At 68.0% G+C, this 19,605-nt stretch carries 11 protein-coding genes and 1 pseudogene; 9 read left to right on the top strand and 3 right to left on the bottom strand.

Annotated features, from left to right (window positions below; all coding sequences use genetic code 11):
* Positions 1–296 precede the first annotated feature (296 nt).
* The 6 genes from ACYPYD_RS25625 to ACYPYD_RS25600 are packed head-to-tail and all read left to right on the top strand — an operon-like array spanning position 297 to position 10,889.
* Complete coding sequence (locus tag ACYPYD_RS25625; RefSeq protein WP_008831194.1) at positions 297–653, top strand: hypothetical protein; 357 nt, start codon at positions 297–299, stop codon at positions 651–653.
* Positions 653–1,423, top strand: a complete 771-nt coding sequence (locus ACYPYD_RS25620; RefSeq protein ID WP_008831193.1) for a cellulose synthase operon protein YhjQ/BcsQ — start codon at positions 653–655, stop codon at positions 1,421–1,423. The genes ACYPYD_RS25625 and ACYPYD_RS25620 overlap by 1 nt, the downstream gene beginning before the upstream one ends.
* Positions 1,420–5,898, top strand: a complete 4,479-nt coding sequence (bcsA, locus tag ACYPYD_RS25615) for a UDP-forming cellulose synthase catalytic subunit (protein WP_459666364.1) — start codon at positions 1,420–1,422, stop codon at positions 5,896–5,898. The genes ACYPYD_RS25620 and bcsA overlap by 4 nt, the downstream gene beginning before the upstream one ends.
* Complete coding sequence (locus ACYPYD_RS25610; RefSeq protein ID WP_459666362.1) at positions 5,895–9,410, top strand: cellulose biosynthesis protein BcsC; 3,516 nt, start codon at positions 5,895–5,897, stop codon at positions 9,408–9,410. Before bcsA ends, ACYPYD_RS25610 begins: the two co-directional genes overlap by 4 nt.
* Positions 9,407–9,868, top strand: a complete 462-nt coding sequence (gene bcsD / locus ACYPYD_RS25605; protein WP_008831190.1) for a cellulose biosynthesis protein BcsD — start codon at positions 9,407–9,409, stop codon at positions 9,866–9,868. The genes ACYPYD_RS25610 and bcsD overlap by 4 nt, the downstream gene beginning before the upstream one ends.
* Positions 9,858–10,889, top strand: a complete 1,032-nt coding sequence (locus ACYPYD_RS25600; RefSeq protein WP_459666358.1) for a glycosyl hydrolase family 8 — start codon at positions 9,858–9,860, stop codon at positions 10,887–10,889. Before bcsD ends, ACYPYD_RS25600 begins: the two co-directional genes overlap by 11 nt.
* Positions 10,890–11,034: 145 nt before the next feature.
* Here the strand turns inward: ACYPYD_RS25600 and ACYPYD_RS25595 are convergent, their stop codons facing one another.
* The gene (locus ACYPYD_RS25595; protein ID WP_008831188.1) at positions 11,035–12,288 is read right to left on the bottom strand and encodes an MFS transporter; all 1,254 of its coding nucleotides are present in this window, start codon (positions 12,286–12,288) and stop codon (positions 11,035–11,037) included.
* A gap of 85 nt (positions 12,289–12,373) precedes the next feature.
* Positions 12,374–13,486 carry an ROK family transcriptional regulator gene (locus ACYPYD_RS25590; RefSeq protein ID WP_008831187.1) on the bottom strand — a complete coding sequence of 371 codons (1,113 nt, stop codon included), beginning with the start codon at positions 13,484–13,486 and terminating at the stop codon, positions 12,374–12,376.
* A 133-nt stretch (positions 13,487–13,619) separates the two neighbouring features.
* Here ACYPYD_RS25590 and ACYPYD_RS25585 point away from each other — a divergent pair, with 133 nt between their 5' ends.
* Genes ACYPYD_RS25585 through ACYPYD_RS25575 form a run of 3 tightly spaced genes read left to right on the top strand, consistent with a single transcriptional unit; the run spans position 13,620 to position 18,273 of the window.
* Positions 13,620–16,100, top strand: a complete 2,481-nt coding sequence (locus tag ACYPYD_RS25585; protein ID WP_459666356.1) for a TonB-dependent receptor — start codon at positions 13,620–13,622, stop codon at positions 16,098–16,100.
* 10 nt (positions 16,101–16,110) lie between these two features.
* Positions 16,111–17,274, top strand: a complete 1,164-nt coding sequence (locus tag ACYPYD_RS25580; RefSeq protein ID WP_459666354.1) for a YdcF family protein — start codon at positions 16,111–16,113, stop codon at positions 17,272–17,274.
* A 15-nt stretch (positions 17,275–17,289) separates the two neighbouring features.
* Positions 17,290–18,273, top strand: coding sequence for a phospholipase C/P1 nuclease family protein (locus tag ACYPYD_RS25575; RefSeq protein WP_008831184.1), 984 nt, complete (start codon positions 17,290–17,292; stop codon positions 18,271–18,273).
* A gap of 104 nt (positions 18,274–18,377) precedes the next feature.
* Here the strand turns inward: ACYPYD_RS25575 and ACYPYD_RS25570 are convergent.
* Positions 18,378–19,508 (bottom strand): annotated as a pseudogene (locus ACYPYD_RS25570) (MFS transporter); the annotation flags it as partial.
* Between the last annotated feature and the right edge of the window lie 97 nt (positions 19,509–19,605).

Genomic DNA, 19,605 nt, shown 5'->3' with positions numbered 1-19,605 from the left:
GTCCGGCCGTGACGCTGCTGCTATAGCCCTGAAATCCTTGCGGCAGTGCCCTTCAGAGCAATGCGTATTTTCCCCGAATCATGTGTTGGCGCGGGAAATTCAGCGGTTATAAGACATGGTTAATTTGCAAAGGATTGCACGACTGAGCCCCTGTTTTGCCTGTTTTGCGCAACACTGTTGCCGGAATGGCACCTTTCCCCTCCTTACCGGAGGGGGAATCGATGATCCGTTAGCTGCGACATACGGTTTCTTAACCATTCTTTGTGCAGAATTTACGTGTTCATACAGGGGTTCTTATGCGCATCGATGCCAGAAATCTGCTCGACCGGCTTGGCAAGAACGACTTCGCCTACAAGGAATTCGAAGATCGTTTCAGCGAACTGGAACTGTGGCCGATCCTCGAAGCACTGCTGCGCGATCCGCGCCTGCAGGCGATCGATCAGTCCGAGGCGACGGTGGCGGCAAAGCCAGAACCCGCTCCCGCCGAAGTGGTCGAGACTTATTCCGGCGAAAGTCTGAGTTCCCTGTTCAGCCGCTATGGCAACGGCCCCGCCGCGAGCATCCCCGCCGATCGGCGCGGGGGTGCGCAGCAGCAGGACGTACGCGCCATGCTCCGCCACTTGTCCGATCTCGGCTCGCAGGGGAAGATCTGATGCCCGTCATCGTAACCCACGGCCTCAAGGGCGGTGCCGGAACCACCTTCATCGCCGCGCATATCGCGATGGCGCTGTCCGAGGCGGGCGCCGACGTCACCGTGCTGACGACCACCCAGCGTGACACCATGCCGCTGCACTTCGGCCTCCAGCCCGCGATGTCGTTGCCCTCGCTGTTCGCGCCGGCAGAGGATGCCGTGCTCGCCGCAGGTATCGACCTGCGCAGCCTGACCACCGCGCCCGAGGACAACGACTTTGTCCCCGCCCTGCGCGACCTCGGCTTCCTCGAAACCGGGCAGGACAAGGTGATGGTCATCGACGTGCCCGCCAGCGAGTTCGCTTTCGCGCGCCGCGTCGTGCCGCACGCCAGCGCCAACGTCTGCGTGATCAACGCCGCGCCCGATACCCTTGCGCTGATGCCGCAGGTGCTGGACGAGGCGAGCCCCGAGAACATCGCTTCGACCAGCTTCGTGATCAACGCTCTGGACGAGACGCGCCGCCTCTCGCGCCATTCCTCGGCGTTCATTCGCGAACTGGTGGGCGCGCGCCTGCTCGGCCGCGTCCGCCTTGACGAATCGGTGCCCGAGGCGATCGCGATGCTCCAGCCGCTCGGCAAGTATGCGCCCTCCAGCGCGGCGCTCGCCGACGTGAAGATGATCGGCGCCGCGCTGGTTCCGGCGCTCGAGACCCCCGGCCGCCCGTGGGTGGCGCGGGGTTCCAATCCCGCCGCTTCGTCCCATTCCTCGTCATCTCCGAGCCGCGCCGCATGATCGAGAAACTGGCCGCCCGCGTGCTGGACAACCGGCTCGCCCGCTATGCCTCCGTCGCGGTGATCATCGGGATCGCCGCCGTCGTCATCGGCGTGCCGCTCGACGGCACCGCGCAGTGGGTCTGCGCGGGCGTCACGATGGCGGGCGCGCTGGTGATGCGCCGGATCAAGGGCCGCATGGGCGCGGTCGCGCTCGGCATACTGGCGGTGCTGGTCTCGACCCGCTACCTGTTCTGGCGCACGACGCAGACGATCGAGTTCAACACCCCCCTCGAATTCCTGTTCGGCGGCGTGCTCTATCTCGCCGAACTCTATGCCTGGGTCATCCTGCTGCTGGGCTTCCTGCAGACCACTTGGCCGCTCGACCGCCCGGTGATCGAGCCCGAGGGCGAGCCGGACACCTGGCCGACCGTCGACATCTACATCCCGACTTACAACGAGAGCCTCGAGATCGTGCGCAACACGGTCTTCGCGGCGATGGACCTCGACTATCCGGTCGACCGCTACCGCGTCTTCATCCTCGACGACGGCAAGCGCCCGGATTTCCGCGCTTTCGCCAAGGAAGCGGGCTGCGGCTACATCACCCGCGACAACAACCTGCACGCCAAGGCGGGCAATCTGAACGCGGCGATGAAGAAGACCGACGGCGAACTGATCGCGATCTTCGATTGCGACCACGTGCCGACCCGCGCCTTCCTGCAGCTCACCGTCGGCTGGTTCCAGCAGGACCCGCGCCTGGCGCTGCTGCAGACCCCGCACCACATGTACTCGCCCGATCCCGTGCAGCGCAACCTTGCGCAGACGATGGGCGACATGCCGGGCGAGGGCGACCTGTTCTACGGCCCGGTGCAGGGCGGCAACGACTTGTGGAACGCCACCTTCTTCTGCGGTTCGTGCGCGATCATCCGCCGCGAGGCGCTGATGGAGACCAACGGCTTCGCGGGCGAGACCGTGACCGAGGACGCGCACACCGCGCTCAAGCTGCAGCGCACCGGCTGGAACACCGCGTACATCTCGGCGCGCCTGTCCGCGGGTCTCGCGACAGAGCGCCTCGTGCTCCACGTCGGCCAGCGCATCCGCTGGGCGCGCGGCATGACGCAGATCCTGCGCATCGACAATCCGCTGCTCGGCCGCGGCCTCACCTGGCAGCAGCGCCTTTGCTACCTCAACGCGATGATGCACTTCCAGTATCCGGTGCCGCGCATCGTGTTCCTGACCAGCCCGCTCGCCTACCTGATCTTCGGCCAGAACATCATCCAGGCGTCCGCCGGGCTGATCTTCGCCTATGCACTGCCGCACCTGTTCTGCTCGTCGGTCGCCAACGAGAAGACGCAGGGCGGCTGGCGCCGTCCGTACTGGGGCGAAGTCTACGAGACGATCCTGGCCTTCCACCTCGTCAAGCCCACGGTCATGACCTGGTTCCAGCCGCGCAAGGGCAAGTTCAACGTGACCGACAAGGGCTCGCTGCTCGACCAGACCTACTTCGACTGGGCGATCGTCAAGCCGCACCTCATCTGCATCGGCTTCGTGATCCTGGGGATCACCATGGCGGTCGTGAAATGGGCGTTCTTCCCGTACATGTTCAACATCCAGACCGATACGCTGGTGCTGAACGTGGCCTGGGCGCTGTTCTCCCTCGCGATCCTGCTCGCTGCCGTCTCGGTGGCGCGCGAGACCCGGCAGGAGCGCGTGGACATCCGTATCCCGGTGCAGTTGCCAGTAACCGCCTACCTCGCCTCGGGTCACACGGTTCCGGCCGAAACCATCGACATCTCGATGGGCGGTGCGGCGCTGTGTCTGCCGGAAGAGCTGCCGACCAAGGATCGCACCGTCAGCCACATCACCATGGCCATGGGCGACGAGGTGCTCTCGATCCCGGTCACGACGATGCGTACGAACCAGCGCAATTCCTACGTGCGCTTCGAAAAGCTCGACATTCTCGCCGGCCGCCATCTGGTGCGCGCCGTCATGGGCCGCGCGGATGCGTGGCAGCCGTGGGGACCGCCGGCCATGGTCGGCACGGCCCGTTCGTTCGGCGACATTCTCAGGGTGGATATGGTCACGTTGAAGCGCATGCTGCGTCTGAATTTCGCCGAACGCCGCCAGATGAAGGCCGCCAACGCCGCCAAGCGCGCGGCGATGGCCAAGGCGGCGAAGGAAGCCGAGAAGAACGACCCCAAGAACGGCAAGGGCAAGGGCGGCCTGCCGCTCGCCAAGGCGGCGATGCTGGCCGGTGCCGTCGCCCTGGGGGCTGCCGGGCTGCTGTTCGGCACTTCCGAAGTCCACGCCCAGCCGACCGCCAAGGCGCCCGAAACTGCAGCTTCCGCCGCCAATCCGGGCGTTGCCAACACCAGCGGCATGAGCGAGCGCCTGACCCTCAAGGACCTGCGCGTCTCCCAGCCGATCCGCCTGCGCGGAACGCAGGGCGAAATGGGCATCCCCTTCGGCATGCGCCAGGACCGCATCGCCACCGGCGCCGTGCTGCGCCTGCAGATGGCCTGGTCGCCCTCGATGCTCGACGACCTCAGCCAGCTGGTGGTCATCGTCAACGGCGAAGTCGCGCAGACGGTGCCGCTGACCCGCGCCAATGCCGCCGGGCAGGTGCTGGAGGTCCCGGTAAACCCTGCGCTGCTGCTGCCGGGTGACAACCAGCTCAACCTGCGCCTGATCGGCCACTATGCGCGCGACTGCGAGGACCCGTTCCATTCCTCGCTGTGGGCGAACATCTCGAACACCCGTTCGTGGTTCGATTTCAGCTACCAGCCGCTGACCTTCGGCCCGGACCTGTCGCGCCTGCCGCTGCCGTTCTTCGACAAGGGCCAGAACGTGCCGCTGCGCATGCCCTTCGTCTTCGCCACGCAGCCGCGCGCCGGTGAGCTTCAGGCCGCCGCCGCGACCGCCAGCTGGCTCGGCTCGCTGGCCAGCTATCGCGGTTTCAGCTTCCAGCCGGTCGTCGGCTCGATCCCGCGCGGCAATGCCATCGTGTTCCTGAAGGGCACGCAGGGCATCCCCGGCCTCGACATCGCGCCCGCCGGAGGCCCCGTCGCCGCTGCCGTGCGCAATCCCAACGATCCCAACGGCACGCTGCTGGTCATCATGGGCCGCAACGACGAGGACCTGCGCCTCGCCGCCGCTGCCGTCGCGCTCGGTCGCGGCGTGTTCGGCGGCCAGCGCATGAGCTTCGACGGCGTGCGCATCCCGGCATGGCCGCGTTACGGCGCGGTACGCTGGCTGACCACCGACAAACCGGTCGAGCTCGGCTCGATCATGGAGCCTTACGCACTGCAGGGCATGGGCATCCCGCCCGGCCCGCTGACCACCCGCTTCCGCGTCGCGCCCGACCTGTTCTTCTGGCCGCGCGAAGGCGGCAAGCTGAACCTCGGCTACCGCTATCCGGTTGCGCAGTGGCTGGACAAGCGTGCCTCGCGCCTCGACGTCTCTATCAACGGCCAGTACCTTAAGACGCTGCCGCTCGGCGCCGCCTGGTGGAGCCAGCTGTTCGGCCCGGCCGGCGCCAAGAGCGCGGATTCCAACGCCACCGTCACGCTGCCGCGCTACAACCTGTTCGGCCAGAACGAGCTGACTTACGACTACAACCTGCTCATCGCCGACAAGAAGAAGTGCACCGGCACCCTGCCGGACAACGTGCGCGTCTCGGTCGACCCGAAGAGCACCATCGACCTCACCAGCGCCTATCACGCGATCATGATGCCCGACCTCGCGACGTTCGCGGGTGCCGGCTTCCCCTTCACCGCCAGCCCCGACCTGGCGCAGACCACCGTGGTCGTCGCGCCGAACCCGTCGATGGCCTCGGTGCAGGCGTTCCTGACGCTGATGGGCCGCTTCGGCGACTCGACCGGCGTTCCGGTGACGGCGGTGACGGTGACCTCCTCGATCGACGGTGATGCACTCGCCAGCCAGGACGTGCTGGTCATCGGCGGCACCGCTCTGGCCGAGGCGGACATGTTCGCCGACGCACCGGTGCGCTATGAGAACGGCCGCCTGCGCGTGTCCGAACGCTCCCCGTTGCAGTACGTGACGGCGCTGTTCGGCGGTTCGCAGGAGAACGACCCGATGGCCGCCGCGCCGGTGGTCTACAACGCGCAAGGGTTCTCCGGCATCGTCAGCTTCCAGTCGCCCTATGCCTCGGACCGCACGGTCGTCGCGCTGCTGTCGGACGATGGCGCCGCGCTGCCCGCACTGGTGGACGGCATGGCCGACGTGAAGATCAACGCCGCGATCCAGGGTGACCTTGCCGTCACGCGCGGTGACGGCATGACCAGCTTTGCGCTGTCGAACCGCTACTGGGTCGGCTCGCTGCCGATCTGGATGAAGCTTGCCTACTACGTCAGCCAGCGCCCGATGATGCTGGGTGTGTTCACGCTGCTGCTGGCGCTGGCCCTTGCCGGACCTGCCTACATCTTCTTCCGCCGACAGGCCCAGAAGCGCCTCGCGCGCCAGGACGATCACGCATGACGATTTCGCGTACCTCCAAGTTCGGTGTCGCCCTGTTGCTTTCGACCGCGCCTTTGACTCTTGGGGCGCTGCCCGCAGTGGCCGAGGCGCAGAGCGCGGGCGTCGAGGCGCTGGTGAAGCAGGCCCAGTACTGGCGCTCGAAGGGGCGCGAGGATCTGGCCCAGCAGGCGCTGAAGCGCGCCCGCGCACTCGATCCGAACAACCCGGCGCTCAAGGCTCCGGCACAGGCGCCCAAGCCGGCCGCTCCCAAGCCCGCGCCGAAGCCGGTGGCCAAGCCTGCCGCTGCACCCGCGCCCAAGGCAGCCCCGGCTCCTGCGCGCGCCGCTGCGCCCAAGCCGACGCCTGCGCCGCCCCCGACGCCCGCTCCCGTTTCGGCCGCCGACCGCGCGGGGCGTGCCCGTGTCTCGGGCTTCGATGCGCTCAACGACGGCAACCTCGGCTCGGCGGCCTCGCAGTTCCAGCGCGCGCTTGGCGTCAACCGCCGCGATCCCGATGCGCTCGGCGGGCTGGGTCTCGTGCGGCTGCGCGAGGGGCAGTTCGCCGAAGCGGCCAGCCTGCTCGAACAGGCTTCGGCGAATGGCAAGGCGAGCCAGTGGGCCGAGGGCCTTTCCGCTGCGCGCTTCTTCGCCGGGGTGGACGAGACCAAGGGCCTGATCGCCCAGAACCGCCTCGCCGAAGCGCAGAGCCGCGCCGAACAGCTGGCGCGCTCGGGCTACAAGGAGCCCGGCCCGGCGCTCGAACTGCTGGCCGACGTCTACGAGCGTCAGGGCCGCTATGCCGACGCCGCCGACCTCTATCGTCAGGCCGCGCAGGGCGGCACCGCTGCCGACGACAAGCGCCTGCAGCTGCGCGCCGCGCGCGGGCGGGCGCTCGCCGCCGCCGAGCGCGGTGACGACTTCGGCGCCGTGCGCGAATTCCAGCAGGGCCTCGTCATCGACCCCAGCGATCCGTGGATTCGCTACGAATTCGCCCAGTTCCAGATCGAGCGCGGCCGCGTGCCCGAAGCGGAATCGCTGATCCGTTCACTGGCGACCAGCGGCAATGCCGACTCGCTCTATGCCGCCGCGCTGCTCAACAACGACCTCGGCCGGGCGAGCGAGGCCGACCGCCTCATCACCATGATCCCCGAAACGCAGCGCACCGCGCCGATGCGCAATCTTGCGCTCAGCGTGAAGACCGACGCCGCCATCGCCCGCGCCAAGGCCATGGCCGCCAGCGGGCAGGGCGCGCAGGCAGTGGGCGGTTTGCGCCAGCTCGGCGCGATGGCCTCGATCCCCGCGGGCAAGCAGGCCGCCGTCGCCAACGCGCTGTTCGACCTCGGCGACACGCAGGGTGCGGCCGAAGTCGCCGCCAACGCCGCGACCGGCCGCATCGACAACATCGCCGATTACGAGGGCCTGATCGGCGTCCTCACCCGCACTGGCCGCAGCGACCTTGCCCAGCAGGCGCTCCAGCGCGCCTCGCAACTGGCAGGTTCCAGCGCCGAAGGACAGAAGGCTTACGCTCGCATCAGTGCGGGCATGATGGTCGGGCAGGCCGACGAGGCCCGCATGGGCGGCCGCTATGCCGAGAGCTTCGACATTCTCCAGCAGGCCTATGCCGCCGCGCCGGACAATACCGAGATTATGTCCGGCCTTGCCCGACTCTACCAGACCGGCGGGATGCCTGCGAAGGCGGCGCAGACCTACCAGCTGGTGCTGGCGCGCAAGCCCAACGACAAGGACGCGCTGCTCGGCCTTGCCGACACCGCACAGGGTGCGGGTGACCGCGACTTGTCGGAACAGGCCCAGAAGCAGGTGCTGCGGCTCTACGGGCAGGACTATCAGGTCCGCATGGGCCTCGCCAACGTCGAGCGCGCACGCGGCAACGACCGTGCGGCGGTGGCGCTGCTCAAGGACGCCCGTGCCCTCTACGCGCGCCAGAGCGGCGGCGTGGCGATGGGCGGCAACCCCTTCGCGGGCATGAGCACCGCAGGCGGCGCGAACCCGTTCCGGAACCAGATGCAGGCCGCACCGCAGCAGGTGAACCCGTTCGCGCTCGGCAGTGGCACGCGCCTTCCGGCCGCTTATCCGCAGCAGGCCCCGCAGAGCGGGTTCGGCTACGCGGCTCCCCAGCAGGCAAGCGCTTTCGGCGCCGCGCCGGTCGGGCTTGGAACGGGCCAGAGCGGCTTCGGCGGGTTCGCCGGAGCACAAGCGCCGCAGGCCTACGCGGCGCCGCAGGCAAACTACTCCGCCCCGGATCGCTACGCCTCGCCCAGCGGCAGCACCGCTCCGGCAGCGGCATGGGCCGCCCCGGCCAGCGCGCCGGGCTATGATGGCCCGCAAGTCCCGGTTGCCTACGCCGGCGATCCGGTGATGACGCAAATCCAGTCGCAGATCGATCAACTGGCGCAGGACACCGGCCCGCGCGTCGACGTCCAGACCGGCTATCGCGGCCGCTCGGGCGAGACCGGCCTGTCCAAGCTCGACGAAATCAAGGGCTCGGCCAAGTTCTCGACCGGCGCCGCCGGTGGCCGCGTCTTCGCCAAGGCCGAGGCCGTGGTGATCGACGCGGGCCGCCCGACCGGTTCGGGCCTTGCGCGTTTCGGCCGCAACGCCACGCCGGAGGCGCAGGGCATCGTTGCGGCGCAGCCGTCCGCGCTGGTCAACGCGGATACCCAGAACGGTTCGGGCGTCGCGCTGTCGGCGGGCTACGAGAACGACTGGGTCCAGATCGAGGGCGGCACTACCCCCATCGGCATGGGCAAGACCAAGTTCGCAGGCCGCGCCGCCGTCACCCCCAAGCTGGGCCCGAACGTGCGCGCCACCGCCTTCGTCGAGCAGAAGCCGGTCACCGATTCCATCGTCTCCTACGCGGGCACTCGCGACCCCGTCACCGGTGAGCGCTGGGGGCAGGTGATGCGCACGGCGGGCGGCCTCGGTCTGAGCTACGACGAAAACGGCTCGGGCGTCTATGCCGAGGCACGCTACTACCGCCTGCGCGGCGAGAACGTGGCGAACAACGATGGTATCGAGGCCAACGTCGGCGGCTATCTGGAAGCCTACAAGGGCCGCAATTCACGCGTCACCGTGGGCCTCAACGTGAACTATCAGGCCTACGACAAGAGCCAGAACTACTTCACGTTCGGCAACGGCGGCTACTTCAGCCCGCAGAACTTCATCTCGGTCGGCTTCCCGGTGAACTACACCATGCAGGACGCGCGCTGGGATGTGGCCGCCTCGTTTACCCCGGGCTTCCAGAGCTACAAGGAAGACCAGACGGCGATCTACCCGACTGACGATACCGCGCAGGCCGAACTCAACGCGCTCAAGGCCGAGAATTCGGACGTGCGTTCCTACTTCGACAGCCTGAGCAAGACCGGCTTCGCGCTTTCGGCGCAAGGGTCGCTCTATTACAAGATCACGCCCAATACCCGCATCGGCGGCGAACTGGGGTACAACACGTTCGGCAGTTATGACGAGTTCCGCTCCATCCTTGGGGTGCGGCAGAGCTTCGGGAGCACTGGTAAATGAAGATGCAGGCCTTTCCCCAGCCCCGCAGCGGGCCTTCGGACAATGCCGTCGGCGGCCTCGCGCTGCTGGCGATCGCCACCGCCTCGGAAGTGTCCGAGGGTATCCCCGAGGAACAGGCGCACGGCTTCTTCCTCGCCATCGGCCGCCGCATGGCCGCGCTGGAACCGCTTGACGGCGTGAACGACGCATCGGTGCTCTGCGCGCGGATCAACGCGTTCTGGCAGGCGCTGGACTGGGGCGAGATCGAACTGGCGGTCGGCCGCGAGGCCATCATCGTGCGCCACCGCGACCTGCCGACCGAGATCGCGCCCGACCGTGCGGGCCACTGGGCACGCATGCTGCTCGGCGTTCTGGAAGGGGCCTACGACAGCTGGTTCCGCGTCCTCGGCAGCGGACCGGCGCTGCGCACCACTGCGGAATGGAAGGGGGAGACGCTCGAGCTTCGTCATGGCCGCTGACTCCATTTTCCGGCCGAAGGTCGATCGTCGCACGTTTTCGCTGGGGGCGCTGATGGCCTTCACTGCCGCCTGCAATACCGCGCCCAGCCAGGGCCGGGCCCAGCAGGTCAACGACCCGCTATGGACCCAGTGGCGCGACCGCTTCGTCGCGCCCGAGGGCCGCGTGGTGGACACCGGAAACGGCCGCATCAGCCACTCCGAGGGCCAGAGCTACGGCATGATCCTGTCCCTGCGCGCCGGGGACCGCGAGGCTTTCGAGCGCATCGCCAAGTGGACGCAGGACACCCTGGGGCGCGAGGACATGGCGCTCCATTCGTGGAAGTACGATCCGACGGCGGCGGTGCCCGTCTCCGATCCCAACAATGCGACCGACGGTGACCTCGTGATCGCCTGGGCTCTGGCGCTTGCCGGTCAGCGGTGGAAGCGCTCCGAGTGGAGCGACCGCGCGCGCCAGGTCCGCAAGGCGATCCGCGAGCACTGCGTGATCTCGCGGTTCGGGCGCGAACTGCTGCTGCCCGGCGTCGTCGGGTTCGCGGAAGGGGCGCAAGTCATGCTCAACCCCTCCTACTTCGTGTGGCCCGCGCTCGACCAGTTCGCCAAGGCGGACGGCGCTGCGACATGGGGCGGTGTGGTCCGCGACTGCGAGGCGATCACCACGCTGGCGCGCTTCGGCATGCATTCCCTGCCGAGCGACTGGGTGGCGGTGAGCGGTTACAATGCCGTCGCCCCTGCGGTCGGCAAGCCGCCGCGCTTTGGCTACGACGCGATCCGTATTCCGCTTTACGCTGCGGTCGGGGGGCGTTCCACTTTGGTGCAGCCGGTGGCGGACTGGTGGCGCTCGCGGATCGCGCAGCACCGCTCGATCCCGGCGTGGGTCGACGTGGTGACCGGCGAGGAGGCGAACTATGCGCTCTCCAGCGGCGGCGCGGCAATCGCGGCGCGGCTGATCGGATCGACTCCGCCGGTGGCGCTGGACAGCGATTACTTCAGCGCATCGTTGCAGATGCTGGCACGGCTCTGAGGCCCACCCCGTCCGGCTAGGCCCTTCGGGCCGAGCCTCCCAGCCCTCCCTCCTTCGACAAGCTCAGGATGAGCGGGAGGGCTGAACTACACTTTCTCCTCTCCCGCTTGCGGGAGGGGCCGGGGGTGGGTTTTCCTGCCTTCGCTCAAACCCGCTCGGCCCGCACCGCCATCAGCCCGAACAGGCTGAGGAGCGCCGCGCCGGAAATGTAGAGGCCCACGAACAGCACGCCGCCGCTGTCGGCCAGCCCCTGCGCCACGGCGGGCGCGAAGCCGCCGCCGACGATGCCGCCCACATTGAACGCGATCGAGGCGCCGGTGTAGCGTACCCGCGCCTTGAACAATCGGGGCAGCAGCTCTGCGATCGGGCCATAGACGAGGCCCATGGTGAACAGCGCGACGCACAGGAACACGCCGATCACGAACAGCGATCCGGTCGAGAACATCAGGCCCATCACCGTGCCCAGCAGCACCGCGCAGAAGCACCCGAACATCAGCACCGAACGCGAGGAGCGCCTGTCGGCCGCATAGCCCGCAACGACGATGCCCACCGCCATGAACAGGATCGCGAACAACTGCACGCCGAGGAACTGCTGACGGCCGAAGCCCAGCGTCGCGGTGCCGTAACCCAGCGCGAAGGTGGTCGCGAGATAGTAGAGCGCGAAGCAGGCGATCACCGCGAAAGTGCCCGCCACCGTCTCGCGCATGTGGGTGCGGAACAGCTCGACCACGGGGATGGCGCGGTGGTGGTCGTCTTCCTTCGCGAAGACCGGGCTTTCGGAAAGGCGGAAGCGGATCCACAGGCCGAGGCCGACGAGTACCGCGCTCAGCAGAAAGGGGATGCGCCAGCCCCAGGCGGCGAACTCCGCATCGCTCAGCACCGAACTGATCACGAGGAACAGCCCGTTGGCCGCGAAGAACCCAACCGGTGCGCCCAGCTGCGGGAACATGCCGAAGCGCGCCTCGTAGCCCTTGGGTGCGCTCTCGACCGCCAGCAGCGCCGCGCCGCCCCACTCGCCGCCAAGGCCCAGGCCTTGGCAGAAGCGCATCAGGCACAGCAGGGCAGGGGCGATCCAGCCCGCGCTCTCATACGTCGGCAGCACGCCGATCAGTACCGTCGCCCCGCCCATCAGCAGCAGCGAGGCGACGAGCGTGGACTTGCGCCCCACGCGGTCGCCAAAGTGCCCGAACAGCGTCGCTCCCACCGGCCGCGCGATGAAGGCGATGGCGAAGCTGGCATAAGCGGCAAGGTGCTGGACGGTCGCGGACTCGGCCGGGAAGAACAGCGGCCCGAAGACGAGCGCGGCGGCGGTCGCATAGATGTAGAAGTCGTAGAACTCGACGGCGGTGCCCACGAGGCTCGCGGTCAGGACGCGGGCGTTCTGGCGGTAGACGTTCATGCTTCGTGGTGCTCCCCTCGCTCGGCGGTCTCCTCTAGCGGGAGTGAGCGCCGATGACGAGAGGGTCCGTCGTTCCGGCTTGCGCTCAGTTCTGCGCGGAGATCGCGTGGATCGGCAGCAGCGCCGCGCCCAGCGTAACCGGAGACCCGCGCAGCCCGGACACGCGCACCGGCGGGCCGCGCCCGTCCACCGTCGTCACCAGCGAGGCCGCGCGCAGGCGCGAGGCGAGACCCTCCAGCACGTCGCCGGGCACCGCACCCGCCAGCACGATGGCGCCGGGATCGAGCCAGGCGAAGGCGGTGTCGGCGACGACCTCCAACTGCCGCGCGGCGCGGTCCATCCATTGTTCTATCGCGGGGCGCTGGGCTTCGGAGGCAAGGTCGATCTCGCTCACCGAGGTCAGGTCGCAGCCGCTGGCGCGCAAGGTGGAGAGCAGGTCGAGCGGGCTCGGCCGCGGACGGTCGCCGGGGAACAGGCAGCCGACTTCCCCGGCCACGCCGAACTGGCCGCGTACCAGCCGGCCGTCGACGATGACCCCGGCGCCGATCCCGTAGCCGAGCAGCAGCACCACCACGGTCGAGAATTCGCGCAGCAGGCCGCCCATGTAGAACTCGGCGATGGCGGCGACGTTGGCGTCGTTCTCCAGCCACAGCGGCCAGCCCAGTTCGGCGCTCAGGATCTCGCGCAAGGGCGTGCCGCGCCAGCCGGGCATGTCCTCGACCACGCTCCACCGCTCGCCTTCCAGCGAGAGCGCCGGGCCGGGCACCGCCACGCCGATGCCGAGCATGCGCTGGCCGAGCAGTCCATGTCGGTCGACAAGGTCGTGCGTCACGCGGCGGACGCGCTGCGCGAACTGGCGGGGGTCGATCGGCGCGCTGTCTTCGCGGTGGGTGGCGATGGTCTGGCCCGCGAAATCGACGATGGCGATGTCGAGCAGGCCCTTGTGCGCCGTGGCGCCCACCGCATAGCCGCCCTTCGACGCCAGCCGCAGCGGGATCGCAGGGCGTCCGCGCCCTTGCGCGCCGCCTTCGGTCACTTCCTCGATGAGGCCGAGCGTCAGCAGTTCGCGGGAGATGCGGGTGAGGGCGGTGTGGCTGATCTCCAGCCGCTCCGCCAGCGCCGAGCGCGACAGCGCGCCCGCCTTGCGCAGTTCATGAATGATGCGCCGCTGGTCGATATCGAATGCGGGAGTAGCCATGGGGATCCTCGTTGTCCCGGGCGCGCTAGGTCGTTTTATTTATTTTCACAACAATAATTAAAAACGTCACACACTACGTCCAGAGCGCCCCCGTCGCCGCCTCCCCGGCGACCCAGATTCATGAGGGGCCGTCATGCTCAAGTCCGTTCTCGCCACCGGCGCGGCGTTTGCCGCACTCGCCACCGCCTTCACGCCCGCCTACGCCGACGAGGCGCCCGCTGCCGCGCCCACCGCTTCGAACGAATCGACCGGCGACGACATCATCGTCACCGGCTCGACCCGCGCCGAGCGCCGCTTCGACGTGTCCTACGCGGTCAACACGATCTCGCAGGAAGACTTCGAGAAGATCGCCCCGGTCAACTTCGCGGACCTGATCGGCCAGCTTCCCGGCTTCCAGACCGAGATCACCGGCGGCGAAGTGCAGAACATCTACCGCATCCGCGGCCTGCCCAACGATGGCGGCTTCGTGAGCTTCCAGCAGGACGGCCTGCCGCTGTTCCACGAGAACGACGGCGTGTTTTTCCGCGGCGACGCCATCCTCAAACAGGACCTGATGACCGACCACGTCGAAGTCGTGCGCGGCGGTCCGGCCCCGGTCTACGCCAGCTACTCGGGCGCGATCATCAACGCGATCACCGTCACCGGCGGCGAGGAAGCGCGCGGCAAGGCGCAGGTCACGCTGGGCGATACAGGCCTCTACCGCCTCGACGCCTATCAGGCGGGCAAGCTGGCCAAGGACACCTACTACGCGGTCGGCGGCTTCATGCGCTACCACGACGGCTACCGCGACAACGGCTTCCCCAACGACAAGGGCGGCCAGATCCGCGCCAACATCAAGCATGTGACCGATAACGGCTTCATCAAGCTGAACTTCAACTACGTCAACGATCACAACACGTTCTATCTGCCGATCCCGACCAACAATCCGCTGACCGGCGCGTCGCTCAACCAGTACATCGACTACTTCGATGGAACGATGAACTCGCCCGCCTTCCGCAACGTCAACCTCAAGTACCGTGACGGCAACGGCGTGGTGCAGAGCCGCAATTCCGATCTTTCGGACGGCCGCCACATGCAGATGGTGAACTTCGGCGCGCATTACGAAGGCGACTTCGACGGGTGGCTTGTGACCGCCGCTGCCGGTTACACGCAGGGCAAGAACGACTTCACCGCATTCTACTCGACCACCAACCCGGCCGACGGCAACGCCTTCGCGGCAGGCTACCTCGCCCGCGCCACCACGGCGTTCGGCGCGGTCGACCACTTCGGCTACACGCTGGCGGGGACCAACACCGTCTATGATCCCTATGCCGCTTCGGGCCTCGTCATGCAGGGCCAGTACCGCGACATCCACTCGAAGTTCTATTCGGGTCAGGCCAACCTCTCGGTCGCACGCAAGTTCGACACCGGCATCGGCACCCACGACATCAAGCTTGGCGTCTACGGCAGCCTCTACGGAGAGGACAGCCGCACCCTCTACCAGAACTACCTGATCGAAGTGTCCGGCAAGCCGCGCACGCTCGACCTCGTCGCCTACAACGCCGCGGGCACCGAACTGGGCCGCGTCACCGACAACGGCGTGCTGAACTACGCCGCCACGCTCAACCAGGGCGACAGCGACGCCAAGATGTTCGCGCTCTACGCCAACGACACCTGGGAAATCGTGCCCGGGCTGCGCATCGACGGCGGCATCCGCCACGAACGCTACAGCTACAAGGGCTGGGCCGCGCTGACCGAAGCCGCCAACCTTGGCGACACGACCACGCTGGCCGACGACAGCACCCGCGCCTTCACCGGCGTGATCCTGAACCAGAAGCTCAAGCCCAACGTCACCAACTGGACGATCGGCGCGAACTACGACTTCTCCAGCCACATCGGCGTCTACGGCCGCGCCTCGCACCTCGAGACGCCGCCCAACGTCCAGACCGTGATGAGCATCAACCCGACGATCATCACCACCGTCGCCGACCAGTTCGAGGCGGGCCTCAAGCTGTCGATGGGCCGCTCGTACCTCTATGTGACGGGCTTCTACACTAACTTCGACCCGCTCAATGCCTCGTTCCTGGCCTACGATCCGACCACGGGCCGCAATGACGTGAACGTGCCCTTCATCGGCGAAGCGCAGGTCAAGGGCATCGAGTTCGACGGCGCCTGGAGCGTGACACCGTGGTTCACCCTCAATGGTGCGCTGACCGTCAGCGATCCGAAGTACAAGAACTTCCAGAGCAGCACCGGCGCCGACCCGGAGCAGGCCGAGGGCAACCAGATCGTCCGCCAGCCGAAGGTCTACGGCAACATCCGTCCGAGCTTCGACTTCACCACGGGCGACACCGACGTGTCGATCTATGGCCGCTACACCTACATGGGCAAGCGCTTCGTCGATCTCTACAACAACACTGCGCTGCCCGCCTATGGCACCGTGGGCGCGGGCGTGACGGTGAAGCACGGCACGTGGCAGTTGCAGGTCGTCGGCGACAACCTGTTCAACGCCTACGGCCTGACCGAAGGCAATACCCGCACCGACTCGCTGGCAGGCCAGGGCAGCGCCGAGGCGATCTACGGGCGTCCGATCTTCGGCCGCAACTTCCGCCTCGTCATCGGCAAGTCCTGGTAAGGGCGGGGTAATGCGGAAAGGTCCGGCGCGCATGGCAGCGGTTGCCGTTGCTGCGGCACTCTCGCTCACGACGGTCTGCGCCCATGCGCAGGCCGTCAGGGACACGGTGACGGAGAGCCTGTCGCAGCGGTTGTTCCCGTTGTTCGACGCGCTGGGCCGCGATCCTGCGGCGCTCAATGCGCTGCAGGCTCGCCCCGAAGTCGCCGCGATGCTGCGCGCCCGGTTCGACCGGCGGGCGGCCTGCGGCACCGACCTCGGCTGCGTGGCGCAGGCGATGGTCTGGACTGACGGAGAGGCGCAAGTGCTCGCCGCTGCTGCCTCGGGGAAGGCCGCAGACGACGGCCCCGCCGCGCAGGCCGGGCGCGAGATCGCGGGCATCAACACGATCGTGCGCACGTATGGGCTGGGGCAGGTTCCGTCCTATCCCGGCATCGACGGTGCCGGCATGGTCGACCCGCAGGAGGCCCGCTCGCGTCTGCAGGCGGCCACATGGCTGTCGCAGACGGTGCGGGCGAATTCGCTGCAGGCGCTCGATCCCAGCCTGGACTATGCGCTGGCGCTGCTCGATGCCGCCGACCGCCGCGATGCCATCAGTTATGAGCCGCTCACCGGCGGCCTCAACGCCCCGGCCTTCAGGCGCGCAAAGGGCCTCGACTGGAAGCGCTACCGCTACAGCGCACTGATCGTCACCGGCGTCGGGCCTGAGGTCGCGGGCATGCCGCTCAGCCCTTACGGCAAGTACCACGTGCGCCTTGCCGCGCAGCGCTTCGCGGCAGGCGACGCGCCGTTCCTGATCCTCACCGGTGGCCATGCCCACCCGCGCGCCACCGCCTTCGCCGAAGCCGAGGAAATGCGCCGCGCCCTGATCGAGCGCTACGGCGTCCCCGCCGAGGCCATCGTCATCGAACCGCACGCGCGCCACACCACCACCAACTTGCGCAATGCCTCGCGCCTGCTGATGACCATGGGCGCCCCGCTGGAGAAGGACACGCTGATCGTCTGCAACCCGGACCAGAGCGCGATGATCGAGAACCCCGAATTTGCGGCGCGCAACAACCGCGAACTGGGCTACCAGCCCGGCACCATCGGTGCGCGCGTCTCACTGACCGAGCTGGAATTTCGCCCATCCGCCCTTTCTGCGCGCGTGGACCCGCGCGATCCGCTGGATCCCTGATCGGAGCCGTTCCCCATGCGTAACATCCTCCTCGCCACCATCGCCGCACTCGGCCTCAGTCCCACTGCCGCGCTGGCCTGGGGCGGCACTGCCCACACCGTCATCGACCGCGCCGCGATCGAGGCCATCCCCGAGGACGGCCCGGTGTTCCTGCGCAAGTACGAGGACTATATCGGTGCCTCCTCGCTGCTCCCCGACAGCTGGCGGGGCAACTCCGAGAACTTCTCCAAGATCGAGGAAGACCCCAACCACGGCTGGTTCCGCGAACAGTTCACGTTCCTCAAGCCCATCCCCCGCTCGCGCTACGAGTTCGTGATCGCACTCTACAAGCAGTACGAGAAGATCAAGGACAGCGATCCGGCGACCGCCGCGCGCACCAATGTGCGCTGGACCGGCACGCTGCCTTATGCCGCGATCGAGGCTTACGACCGCATCGTTGCGTGCATGCGCCGCATCCGCGCGGCGAACGCGGAAGGCAAGGACGCGTCCGTGGCCGAGCAGAACTGCGCTTTCGACGTCATCCGCCTCGGCCATTACATCGGCGACGGCGCCAACCCGATGCACGATTCGGTCAGCAGCGACGGCTGGCGTGGGCCGAATCCGCATGGCTACACGACTGACCGCACCGTCCACGGCCGCTTCGAGAGCCAGTTCGTCGATGGCATGAAGCTGACGGTGGCCGACATCGCCCCGCGTATCGGCAAGCCCGGCCGGACCTCGGGCGACATGTTCGACGCGGTGCTGGCCTATCTCGACCACTCGGGCGACAAGGTGGGCGAGGTCTTCGCGCTGGAAAAGCGCGCTCAGTTCGCCGACTTCACCGACCAGCGCGTGCGCGAGATGGTCTATGAACGCACGGCTGCGGGGGCGACGATGCTGCGCGACATGCTCTGCCGCGCTTGGGCCGAGAGCGCCGCGCCTCCGGCCAAGGTCGAACTTTCGCCGATCGACTTCGCCAACCCGAAGTTCAACCCGGAAACCGGCTCGGCGCCCGATTGAACTTTCCGATCCAGCGCGGCGCGTACCCGGGCGTGCCGCGCGTGGCCGATGTCGAAGCGGCGTAGCAGGACGACGGCGGACAAGGCTCCCACCAGCGGCAGGCCCAGTCCCAGCGCCAGCATGCCGGTTTCGACCGAAGTGCCTTGGTGCTCTCCGGGCACGTAGCCCAACCAACCCAGCGACCACCCGATCAACGCCGTCGCCGCCGCGCCGCTGGCCTTCACCGCGACGAGGTAGAAGGCGAACAGCCCCGTCTCCAGTCGCCGCCCATGGCGCAGCGCCACGAAGTCCACCGCGTTGGCCAGCAGCCCCCAGGGCAGCATGAACACCGAGGCGAGGCCGAAGCCGATCACCGCCACACAGGCCAGCAGGGCATCGGGACGATCCAGGCACAGGGCGAACAGCACGAAGCCCACCGCGCTGACGCCGTGGCCCATGGCCAGAACCCGCGCCTGATCCATCCGCGCCGTCAGGGCGGTCCAGAACAGCACCCCGGCAAACTGCCCGCAGGTCATCGCCAGCAGCAGCGTGGCGACCAGATCGGGCCGCTCGACCACGTATGTGCCGATGAACAGGATCATCCGCCCGAACGTCGGCATCGCGAAGCCGGTGACGAGCGCCAGAAGGCCCATGCCCAGCACCAGCGGATCGCGCAGCGGCACGCGGATGGCGTCCTGTCCGGCGGCATCCGCTGACGTCCCGGCCTGACGTCCCGAGGTCGCGACGCACAGGATCATGGTCAGCGCGAAAAGCCCTGCGGCGAATGCTCCGGTCACCGCCAGCGCATCGAAGGCGCGGCTGCGCGCGGCATGCTGCACGAGCGGGGTCAGCACCATCGCCACGCAAAGCGAACTGGCGGTGCTGAACAACAGCCGATAGCCGGATACGCGCCCGCGCGCCCGGCTGTCGCTGGTCATCTGCGCCATAAGCGCGTTGTGCGGCACGTCGATCACCGCGTAGGCGCCGCGAAACACCAGCATCGCCGCCGCCAGCAGCCAGCCCTGATGGAGACCGGAAGCAGGCATGGCGTAGAGCATTGCGAAGGCCATGCCGCAGGGCACCGTGCCGGTCGCGACCAGCCAGCGATAGCCGCGCCCCTTGCGCCGCAGCCGGATCACCAGCGCGGCCGCGACCAGATCGAACACGAGGTCGCCCGCCAGCGCGACCAGCATCAGCGACCCGGCCGCCGTCGCGCTCAGGCCGAGCAGGTCGGTCAGCAGGAACAGGATCGTCATGTCCGCCCCGGCAAAGACCAGCGCCTTGCCGAAATTCCCCGAGGAATAGGCGAACAGCCGCGCCTCACGCGCGATGACGGCCAGAGTGCGGCCTGGG

This window comes from Novosphingobium sp. 11B, from assembly GCF_054589055.1.
This window is presented reverse-complemented; position numbering and strand designations above follow the sequence as displayed.

Coding starts and splice junctions, on each gene's coding strand:
- ACYPYD_RS25625 (WP_008831194.1), top strand. CDS start 297: ATGCGCATCGATGCCAGAAATCTGCTCGACCGGCTTGGCAAGAACGAC.
- ACYPYD_RS25620 (WP_008831193.1), top strand. CDS start 653: ATGCCCGTCATCGTAACCCACGGCCTCAAGGGCGGTGCCGGAACCACC.
- bcsA (WP_459666364.1), top strand. CDS start 1,420: ATGATCGAGAAACTGGCCGCCCGCGTGCTGGACAACCGGCTCGCCCGC.
- ACYPYD_RS25610 (WP_459666362.1), top strand. CDS start 5,895: ATGACGATTTCGCGTACCTCCAAGTTCGGTGTCGCCCTGTTGCTTTCG.
- bcsD (WP_008831190.1), top strand. CDS start 9,407: ATGAAGATGCAGGCCTTTCCCCAGCCCCGCAGCGGGCCTTCGGACAAT.
- ACYPYD_RS25600 (WP_459666358.1), top strand. CDS start 9,858: ATGGCCGCTGACTCCATTTTCCGGCCGAAGGTCGATCGTCGCACGTTT.
- ACYPYD_RS25595 (WP_008831188.1), bottom strand. CDS start 12,288: ATGAACGTCTACCGCCAGAACGCCCGCGTCCTGACCGCGAGCCTCGTG.
- ACYPYD_RS25590 (WP_008831187.1), bottom strand. CDS start 13,486: ATGGCTACTCCCGCATTCGATATCGACCAGCGGCGCATCATTCATGAA.
- ACYPYD_RS25585 (WP_459666356.1), top strand. CDS start 13,620: ATGCTCAAGTCCGTTCTCGCCACCGGCGCGGCGTTTGCCGCACTCGCC.
- ACYPYD_RS25580 (WP_459666354.1), top strand. CDS start 16,111: ATGCGGAAAGGTCCGGCGCGCATGGCAGCGGTTGCCGTTGCTGCGGCA.
- ACYPYD_RS25575 (WP_008831184.1), top strand. CDS start 17,290: ATGCGTAACATCCTCCTCGCCACCATCGCCGCACTCGGCCTCAGTCCC.